This window comes from Pseudomonas sp. GL-R-26 (assembly GCF_019947365.1).
In the GTDB taxonomy this organism is placed as follows: Bacteria; Pseudomonadota; Gammaproteobacteria; order Pseudomonadales; family Pseudomonadaceae; genus Aquipseudomonas.
Map to the genome: position 1 here is coordinate 90,850 of NZ_JAGYGI010000021.1, position 8,783 is coordinate 99,632.

Genomic DNA, 8,783 nt, shown 5'->3' on the forward strand with positions numbered 1-8,783 from the left:
GGTCCGCTTCACGGGTATAAACTTCGCAAACTTTACACAGAGGCCACTAACGGTTCCTTTGGAACTGTTCAGTCAGCATGAAACCGATTCAGCTGCCCCTAGGTGTGCGTCTGCGTGACGACGCCACCTTTATCAACTACTACCCAGGCGCCAATGCCGCTGCACTCGGCTATGTCGAGCGGCTGTGCGAAGCCGACGCCGGCTGGACCGAAAGCCTGATCTACCTCTGGGGTAAGGACGGGGTCGGGCGTACGCACCTGTTGCAGGCCGCCTGCCTGCGCTTCGAGCAAATGGGGGAGCCTGCGGTGTACCTGCCGTTGGCCGAGCTGCTCGATCGCGGCATTGAAATCCTCGACAACCTCGAACAGTACGAACTGGTCTGCCTGGATGATTTGCAAGTGGTTGCCGGGCGAGCGGACTGGGAAGAGGCGCTGTTCCATCTGTTCAATCGCTTGCGTGACAGCGGTCGACGTTTGCTGATTGCCGCATCGACATCCCCGCGTGAGCTGCCAGTGAAGCTGGCGGATCTCAAATCCCGCCTGACCCTGGCCTTGATCTTCCAGATGCGCCCGCTGTCCGATGAGGACAAATTGCGTGCCCTGCAATTGCGCGCATCTCGTCGCGGCCTGCATCTGACCGATGAAGTCGGGCATTTCATTCTGACTCGCGGTACCCGCAGCATGAGCGCACTTTTCGAGCTGCTCGAGCGTCTCGACCAGGCCTCCCTCCAGGCTCAGCGCAAGCTGACAATCCCGTTTTTGAAAGAAACCCTCGGCTGGTAAACCCGCTGAAACCGGGACTTTTAGCCGGTTCGGCATCTTTCAGGCGCCAGAAATCCCGCTTTCCTGCCAGGTTGCAGGCCGCGTGTATGTTTTAAATGGGCTTAAGCGCTTAGATGTAAACGAGAAACGGATAAGTCACAAAAAGATCGATTGAATTTGCAAATGAGGTTGATAGCGGGCATAGTCTCGGCTTCTTTACAACTTCAGCCACGGTCGTGCCCATGCTAAATCGCTTCGCACCCCTCGTGCCTCTCGCACTCGTTACCCTGTTGTTCGGTTGCGCTGCCCACACTCCAGTGGCCCAGCAAACTCCGCAACAGCAGGTTCAAAACTCGGCCACTGCCCAGTCTTCCGCTCTCTTTCAAGAAGAGCTGGCTACCGAAAAAGAACTCGCAGACTTCGCTGGCGGCAAGTCCTACCAGCTTCCAGTCCTGGCCGACAGCATCCTCGAACGTGGCATGTCCCTGATCGGTACCCGTTACCGTTTCGGCGGTACTTCTGAAGCCGGCTTCGATTGCAGTGGTTTCATTGGTTACCTGTTCCGCGAAGAAGCGGGCATGAACCTGCCACGCTCCACCCGCGAAATGATCAACGTGGACGCTCCGCTGGTCTCGCGCAGCAAGCTTGAGCCGGGCGACCTGCTGTTCTTCGCAACCAACGGTCGTCGTGGTCGCGTCAGTCACGCCGGGATCTACCTGGGCGACAATCAGTTCATCCACTCCAGCAGCCGCCGCAGCGGTGGTGTGCGCATCGATAGTCTGGGCGACAGCTACTGGAGCAAGACCTTCATCGAGGCCAAGCGCGCCCTGGCAATGGCGCCTAACGCGTCGCCAATCGTCACTGCACGAAAATAAGCTGACAATTTGTAGGGCGAACTTAAAGTCTTACTTGAAGTTTGTCGTGTAGCCGCTAGAATCTTGATCTACAAATGATGGCAAACCGCCTGCGTCCAACGCAGGCGGTTTTCTTTTCTGCGCTCCCCGCAGAAAAAGCCGCAGCCAGATCAGGATGTTCTGCTTATGACGACGTCGGCCCGCCTCGCAATCATGTTCTTCGCAGCGCTGCTCAGTGCCTGCGCCAGCCGCACACCGCCGCCTGCGCCGGTGGTTCGCGCTCCTATCGTATTTGGTTCCCCTCAAGCTTTTTCGCCTGAAGCGGAAGACGTGCTGTTTCGCGCGCTCGGATTGGTGGGCACGCCTTATCGCTGGGGTGGCAATACGCCGGATTCCGGATTTGATTGCAGTGGCCTGATCGCTTATGTGTACCGTGATGTCGCCGGTATTGCCTTGCCGCGCACCACTCGCGAGATGATCTCCATGCAAGCGGCGAATGTGGGCAAGGAAGGCCTGCAGACCGGCGACCTGCTTTTCTTCGCCACCAATGGCGGCTCCCAGGTCAGTCATGCCGGCATCTACGTGGGAGAAGGGCGCTTCGTCCACGCGCCGGCCACGGGCGGCACCGTGAAGCTCGACAGCCTGTCCAAGGCGTATTGGCAAAAGGCTTACCTGAGCGCCAAGCGTGTTCTGCAGCCTGAACATTTGGCGCGCAATCCGTAACGTTCGGAGCTGATGGTCATGACGGCTCGCACGCTCAATCTCGACGACGACCTGTACCAATACCTGCTCGATGTTTCCCTGCGCGAAACGCCTCTGCTCAAGCGCTTGCGCGATGAGACCCAGGCGTTGCCGATGGCACGCTGGCAGGTGGCGCCTGAGCAGGGGCAGTTTCTTGCTTTACTGGTGAAACTGACGGGGGCCAGGCGCTTGCTCGAAGTCGGCACCTTTACCGGCTACAGCGCACTGTGCATGGCGGCGGCATTGCCTGCTGAGGGTTCGCTGATTTGCTGTGATATCCCCGGCGACTACAACGCCATCGCGCGGCGCTACTGGCAAGAAGCGGGGCTCGCCGGGCGGATTGACCTGCGACTGGCCCCGGCACTGGAAACCCTCGCCGAGCTTGAGCGACAAGGGCAGGGCGGGCAGTACGACCTGGTTTTCATTGATGCCGACAAGGCCAACTACCCGGCTTATCTGGAACACGCCCTGCAATTGCTGCGGGTCGGTGGGCTGGCGGTGTTCGATAACACCCTGTGGAGCGGGCGCGTGCTTGAGGCCAATCCCGAGAGCGCGGACACCCGGGCGATCCAGGCGCTCAACCAGGCCTTGAAAGTGGATGCGCGGGTGGATCTGTCGTTGTTGCCGTTGGGTGACGGGCTCACACTCTGTCGCAAACGCTGAGCCCCGCTCCCACAGGTCAAGTGACTTACTTGACTGCCGACACCCGCCACACCTTGTTCCCCACATCATCGGCCACCAACAGGTCACCCTGCCGGTCGATCACCACGCCCACCGGGCGGCCCATGGCTTGGTCCTTGTCGTTGAGAAAACCTGTGAGCACTTCAACGGGCTTTCCGACAGGTTTGCCTGCGCTGAACGGTACGAAAATCACTTTGTAGCCACTGCGGGGGTTGCGGTTCCATGAACCGTGCTGCCCGATGAATGCCCCTTGGGTGAACGGCGGCGGCAACTTGCTGTTTTCGGCGAAGGTCAGGCCCAGTGACGCCGTGTGCGGGCCGACGGCGTAGTCCGGAGCGATAGCCTTGGCCACCAGGTCCGGGTTTTGCGGTTCAACGCGAATATCGACATGTTGGCCGTAGTAACTGAACGGCCAGCCATAGAACGCGCCGTCCTTCACCGAGGTGATGTAGTCAGGTACCAGATCGCCGCCGATTTCATCCCGTTCGTTGACCGCGGTCCACAGCGCGCCACTGTGCGGTTCCCAGGCCATGCCGTTGGGGTTGCGCAGACCGGAGGCGAAGATCCGGTGCCGGCCCGTGGCACGGTCCACTTCCCAGATCGCTGCGCGACCTTCTTCCTTGTCCATGCCGTTTTCGGCGACGTTGCTGTTGGAACCCACGGAGACGTACAGCTTGCTGCCGTCCTTGCTGGCAATGACGTTTTTGGTCCAGTGGTGGTTCAGAGGGCCGCCCGGCAGGTCAATCACCTTGATGGCTGGTGACTTGATCTGCGTATCGCCGTTTTCATAATGGAATCGCAGCAGGCTGTCAGTGTCGGCCACGTACAGGTCGTTGCCGACCAGCGTCATGCCGAAGGGGGAATTGAGGTTTTGCAGAAACACTGTGCGGGTTTCCGCGAAGCCATCGTGATCCTTGTCCCGCAGTAACGTGATGCGGTTCGGGCTGGGCACGGTAGAGCCGGCACGCCCCATGACTTTCTTCATGACCCAGCCGCGAATGCCATTGCCGTCTTCGGGTTTGGGTGGCGCGGCGGTTTCCGCCACCAGCACGTCGCCATTGGGCAGCACATAAAGCCAGCGGGGGTGATCCAGGTCTTCGGCAAAAGCAGTCACTTGAGTGCCCGTGGCGGCGACGGGTTTCGCACCTTGTGGCCAGCCGATGGCCGGGGCGATGTTCACGGTCGGAACCAGTGTCTTGTTGGGTTCTGGTAGTTGGGGTGACGGGCCGGTACCGTCGGAGACTTGCAGGCGGGAGGTCTCGCCACAAGCGGCGAGCCCTCCGCAGAGCGCGATAACGAGAGCGAGCGGGGGCGTGCGCATGCTGGTCTTCCCTATGAATGCCTTGTTCTAATCATAGAGAAGCATTGTCGTCCGATGGTTCAACCCTCAGCCGCGAGCTTCCTTGAACAGCACTGCAATGCCGGGGTGATAGTTGCCGGCTTCGTTGCGCAACTTGCGGTAGGCATAAGGGAAATACCAGGCGACAGCGCAGGTGTGTTCCTTTTGCAGGTCGTCGACCATGTCCTGGAGTTCTTCCGGTGTGGCGCCCTGCTGGGCTTTTTGCGGGGCGACGAACAGGCAGCCGAGTTTCAGGTCGCTGGCGTGGCTCAGGCGCTTCGCATCGCTGGCGATGTCGAGCAGGGCCTGGGACAGGTTGAGGCTGTTGACCCGTGGCCAGCGCTGGCTGGTCTGGATGTAGGCGCGGGTTTCGGGGGAGGCCAGGAGCAGGTCGGCGCGGCCGTTGCGTTCGCCTTCTTCGGTCTGCTTGCGGGTGGGCGTCTGTTGCAGCGTGACCATCTCGGCCATCCAGGCGGCGGCAGACAGCAGTCCGAGATTGGCTTTTTCGTCGTGCCAGTACGGCGTGTCGCCATCACCGCGGACGGCGTTGTAACGGTCGATGCATTCGAACCAGTGCTCGAGCACCGGGCGCAGGAATTCCAGCTTTGGATTGCTGATGATCATGCCTTGCATGGGCTCACCCTTGTTGTTGTGTTGTGAGATTGTGGCTCTTTGATATCACTGCTGAGAGCGTGGCACAAGATTGACGTCAGTTTATTGATGGATAGCAGTTATTCGGTCGATGGCCTCCCGGCTTTAATTGACGCTCCACCCCCAACCCTCTAACCTTCGCGGCTTGTTTCAGGTGCTCTGTGGCTTGGGTCGACAGAGTGAAACAGGGAAGCCGGTGAGTGAGTCCTTCTGTTGGTCGAAGGCCCGCAATTCCGGCGCTGCCCCCGCAACGGTAAATGAGTGAAAACTGTGTCTGATGCCACTGTGTCGAATCGATGCGGGAAGGTGCACAGTCTGGCCCTGCGCCACTCATGAGCCCGGAGACCGGCCTGATTCATCCAGCGGCATCACGGTGGGCGATGCCAGGCTTTTTGCCTTCTATTCTTGTGCCTGCCCGCCGTTATTCCTGCCTCAACGGAGAGCTCCCCCATGACTGATACCCCCGATCGTGACGAACGCCACCTGGCGCGCATGCAGCGCAAAAAAGCCGTGATCGACGAGCGCATCGCCAATTCCCCGAACGAGTGTGGCCTGCTGCTGGTGCTGACCGGCAACGGCAAGGGCAAGAGCAGTTCGGCTTTCGGCATGCTCGCCCGCGCCATGGGGCACGGCATGCAATGCGGCGTGGTGCAGTTCATCAAGGGCCGCAATAGCACGGGCGAAGAGTTGTTCTTCCGGCGCTTTCCCGAGCAGGTGCGATTTCACGTGATGGGCGAAGGCTTTACCTGGGAAACCCAGGACCGCCAGCGCGACATCGCCGCCGCTGAAGCCGCCTGGGTGGTGTCGCAGCAATTGCTGCGCGATCCGTCCATCGGCCTGGTGGTGCTCGATGAGCTGAACATCGCCCTCAAGCACGGCTACCTCGATCTCGATCAGGTGCTCAGCGACTTGCAGGCCCGACCGCCGATGCAACACGTGGTGGTCACCGGTCGTGCCGCCAAGCCGGAAATGATCGAGATGGCCGACACCGTCACCGAAATGGGCGTGATCAAACACGCCTTTCAAGCCGGGATCAAAGCGCAGAAAGGCGTCGAATTGTGAGTCAGCCTCGACACTGTCCGGCGGTACTGATTGCCGCGCCGGCTTCCGGTCAGGGCAAGACCACCGTCACCGCGGCGCTGGCCCGATTGCATCGCAATCAGGGGCGCAAGGTCCGTGTGTTCAAGTGCGGCCCCGACTTTCTCGATCCGATGATCCTCGAACGCGCCAGCGGTGCGCCGGTGTATCAACTGGACATGTGGATGGTCGGCGAACAGGAGAGTCGCCGGTTGCTGTGGGAAGCCGCTGCTGAAGCGGATCTGATCTTGATCGAAGGCGTCATGGGACTGTTCGACGGTACGCCGTCGAGCGCCGATCTGGCGCGGCATTTCGGTGTGCCGGTGCTGGGTGTGATCGATGGCACCGCCATGGCCCAGACCTTCGGCGCGCTGGCCCTGGGGCTGGCGCGTTATCAGCCGGATTTGCCGTTCGCCGGCGTGCTGGCCAATCGTGTCGGCACGCTGCGTCACGCGCAACTGCTCGAAGGCAGCCTGACTGAAGGCTTGCGCTGGTACGGCGCGCTGTCCCGGGAAACCGGGATCGAATTGCCGAGCCGGCACCTGGGGCTGGTGCAGGCCAGTGAGTTGAACGATCTCGACCTGCGCCTCGATGCGGCCGCCGATGCCCTGGCCAGCAGTTGCGAGGTCGCACTGCCGCCGGCAGTCGAGTTCGCTGCCCCTGATGTCATCGCAGTCGAACCGCTGCTGGCCGGTGTGCGAATTGCCGTCGCCCGCGATGAAGCCTTTGCGTTCACCTACGGCGCGAGCCTGGATCTGCTGCGGGCGATGGGCGCCGAGTTGTCGTTCTTCTCGCCGATCCGCGACCCAGCGTTGCCGGAGGCGGACAGCCTGTATCTGCCGGGTGGTTACCCGGAGCTGCACCATGTTGCGCTGGCGCAAAACACCGCGATGCTCGACGCAATCCGCGCGCACCACGCCGCCGGCAAGCCATTGCTCGCCGAGTGTGGCGGCATGCTGTATCTGCTCGATTCCCTGACCGACGTCGAGGGCACTCGCGCCGAACTGGTTGGCTTGCTGGCCGGTAATGCGGTGATGCAAAAGCGTCTGGCGGCGCTGGCGTTGCAGGCGGTGGAATTGCCGGAAGGTTCGCTGCGCGGGCACACCTATCACCATTCGCTGACCAGCACTGAACTGGGGCCGATTGCCCGGGGCTTGAGCCCTAACGGCGGGCGCGGAGCGGAGGCGGTCTACCGTGAGGGGCGGATGACTGCCTCGTATGTGCACTTTTATTTTCCGTCGAACCCCTCGGCGATTGCCGCACTGTTTGCGCCGGACCAAAACCCTGTGGGAGCGAGCCTGCTCGCGAAGCGGCCATGAGCGACAACGCATTCTCTGAAGCCGAACGCGCAGCGGTCTATCGCGCCATCGCCGAGCGCCGCGACATGCGCCACTTCAGCGGCGGCACTGTCGAACCCGAATTGCTCCGGCGCCTGCTCGAGGCCGCACACCAGGCACCCAGTGTCGGACTGATGCAGCCCTGGCGCTTCATCCGCATCACTGATCGCGCCTTGCGCGGGCAAATCCAGGCCCTGGTGGAAGAGGAACGCATCCGCACCGCCGAAGCCCTCGGTGAGCGCAGCGATGAGTTCATGAAGCTCAAGGTCGAAGGCATCAACGATTGCGCCGAGGTACTGGTCGCCGCGCTGATGGACGACCGCGAGCAGCATATCTTCGGCCGCCGCACGCTGCCGGAAATGGACATGGCTTCGTTGTCCTGCGCGATCCAGAACCTGTGGCTGGCGTCCCGCGCCGAAGGGCTGGGCATGGGCTGGGTGTCGTTGTTCGAACCACAGGCACTGGCGGACCTGTTGAGGTTGCCGCCGGGAGCCAAGCCGCTCGCCGTGCTGTGCCTCGGACCCGTCAAAGAGTTCTACCCGGCGCCGATGCTGGTGCTCGAAGGCTGGGCACAGGCGCGTCCGCTACATGAATTGCTGTACGAAAATTATTGGGGAGTGAGTCAATGAGTGTGGCGTTGTTGAGTGTCGCCGCGGTTGCGCTGGATGCGCTGCTGGGTGAACCCAAACGCTGGCATCCGCTGGTGGCGTTCGGCCGTTTTGCCGAGCGCATCGAGCAACGTTTCAACGGCGGCGGTCGCGGCTGGCGCAGCCATGGCGTCACCGCGTGGGTGATCGCCGTGTTGCCGCTGACGCTGTTGGCCACGGCATTCTCCTGGGCGCCTTATGTCGGCTGGATCGTCGAGATTATCGCGCTCTATTGCGCCCTCGGCATGCGCAGCCTCGGTGAGCACGTCACGCCTGTGGCCAAGGCCCTGCGCAGTAATGACCTGGAAGCTGCGCGCACGAGGGTGAGCTATCTGGTCAGTCGCCAGACCAGCGAACTGGATGAAACCGAGGTCGCCCGTGCCGCTACCGAGTCGGTGCTGGAGAACGGCAGCGATGCGGTGTTTGCGGCGTTGTTCTGGTTTGCCGTGGCAGGCGCGCCGGGCGTGGTGCTCTACCGCCTTAGCAATACGCTGGATGCGATGTGGGGTTATCGCAATGAACGCTTCGAACGCTTCGGCTGGGCGGCGGCGAAGGTCGACGACGTGCTCAATTACATTCCTGCACGCCTGGTGGCACTGACTTACGCGCTGCTGGGTAAAACCCGGCTGGCGTTGAAATGCTGGCGCACCCAGGGCTCGACCTGGGACAGCCCGAACGCCGGCCCGGTGATGGCG

General features: G+C 61.7%; 10 protein-coding genes and 1 riboswitch. Of the genes, 8 read left to right on the forward strand and 2 right to left on the reverse strand.

The genetic code is table 11. From position 1 onward, the window contains the following. Positions 1–77: 77 nt before the first annotated feature. The 4 genes from hda to KGA96_RS21105 all read left to right on the forward strand — a co-directional run bounded on the left by hda (position 78) and on the right by KGA96_RS21105 (position 3,019). Complete coding sequence (hda, locus tag KGA96_RS21090) at positions 78–782, forward strand: DnaA regulatory inactivator Hda (RefSeq protein WP_046037635.1); 705 nt, start codon at positions 78–80, stop codon at positions 780–782. 221 nt (positions 783–1,003) lie between these two features. Then, positions 1,004–1,636, forward strand: coding sequence for a C40 family peptidase (locus KGA96_RS21095; RefSeq protein ID WP_046037634.1), 633 nt, complete (start codon positions 1,004–1,006; stop codon positions 1,634–1,636). Between the two features lie 165 nt (positions 1,637–1,801). Continuing rightward, a complete protein-coding gene (locus KGA96_RS21100; RefSeq protein WP_104449855.1) occupies positions 1,802–2,338 on the forward strand; it encodes a C40 family peptidase in 537 nt (178 codons plus the stop codon). Positions 2,339–2,356: 18 nt separating this feature from the next. Next, positions 2,357–3,019, forward strand: coding sequence for an O-methyltransferase (locus tag KGA96_RS21105; RefSeq protein WP_223467151.1), 663 nt, complete (start codon positions 2,357–2,359; stop codon positions 3,017–3,019). A 25-nt stretch (positions 3,020–3,044) separates the two neighbouring features. Here the strand turns inward: KGA96_RS21105 and KGA96_RS21110 are convergent, their stop codons facing one another. Next, on the reverse strand, positions 3,045–4,358 hold the full coding sequence (locus KGA96_RS21110) for a PQQ-dependent sugar dehydrogenase (RefSeq protein ID WP_223467149.1): 1,314 nt from the start codon (positions 4,356–4,358) through the stop codon (positions 3,045–3,047). 66 nt (positions 4,359–4,424) lie between these two features. Continuing rightward, on the reverse strand, positions 4,425–5,009 hold the full coding sequence (locus KGA96_RS21115) for a hypothetical protein (RefSeq protein ID WP_223467147.1): 585 nt from the start codon (positions 5,007–5,009) through the stop codon (positions 4,425–4,427). A 153-nt stretch (positions 5,010–5,162) separates the two neighbouring features. Continuing rightward, a riboswitch (cobalamin riboswitch) is annotated at positions 5,163–5,396 on the forward strand. 81 nt (positions 5,397–5,477) lie between these two features. Here KGA96_RS21115 and cobO point away from each other — a divergent pair. From cobO to cbiB, 4 genes are all read left to right on the forward strand, one after another. After that, entirely contained in the window at positions 5,478–6,089 is a 612-nt protein-coding gene (cobO, locus tag KGA96_RS21120) for a cob(I)yrinic acid a,c-diamide adenosyltransferase (RefSeq protein WP_046037629.1), read from the forward strand. Then, entirely contained in the window at positions 6,086–7,423 is a 1,338-nt protein-coding gene (locus tag KGA96_RS21125; RefSeq protein ID WP_223514855.1) for a cobyrinate a,c-diamide synthase, read from the forward strand. The genes cobO and KGA96_RS21125 overlap by 4 nt, the downstream gene beginning before the upstream one ends. Further along, positions 7,420–8,070 carry a 5,6-dimethylbenzimidazole synthase gene (bluB, locus tag KGA96_RS21130; RefSeq protein WP_223514858.1) on the forward strand — a complete coding sequence of 217 codons (651 nt, stop codon included), beginning with the start codon at positions 7,420–7,422 and terminating at the stop codon, positions 8,068–8,070. The genes KGA96_RS21125 and bluB overlap by 4 nt, the downstream gene beginning before the upstream one ends. Then, positions 8,067–8,783, forward strand: a 717-nt coding sequence (gene cbiB, locus KGA96_RS21135; protein WP_223514861.1) for an adenosylcobinamide-phosphate synthase CbiB, incomplete at its 3' end; no start/stop codon positions are given. The genes bluB and cbiB, both read left to right, overlap by 4 nt.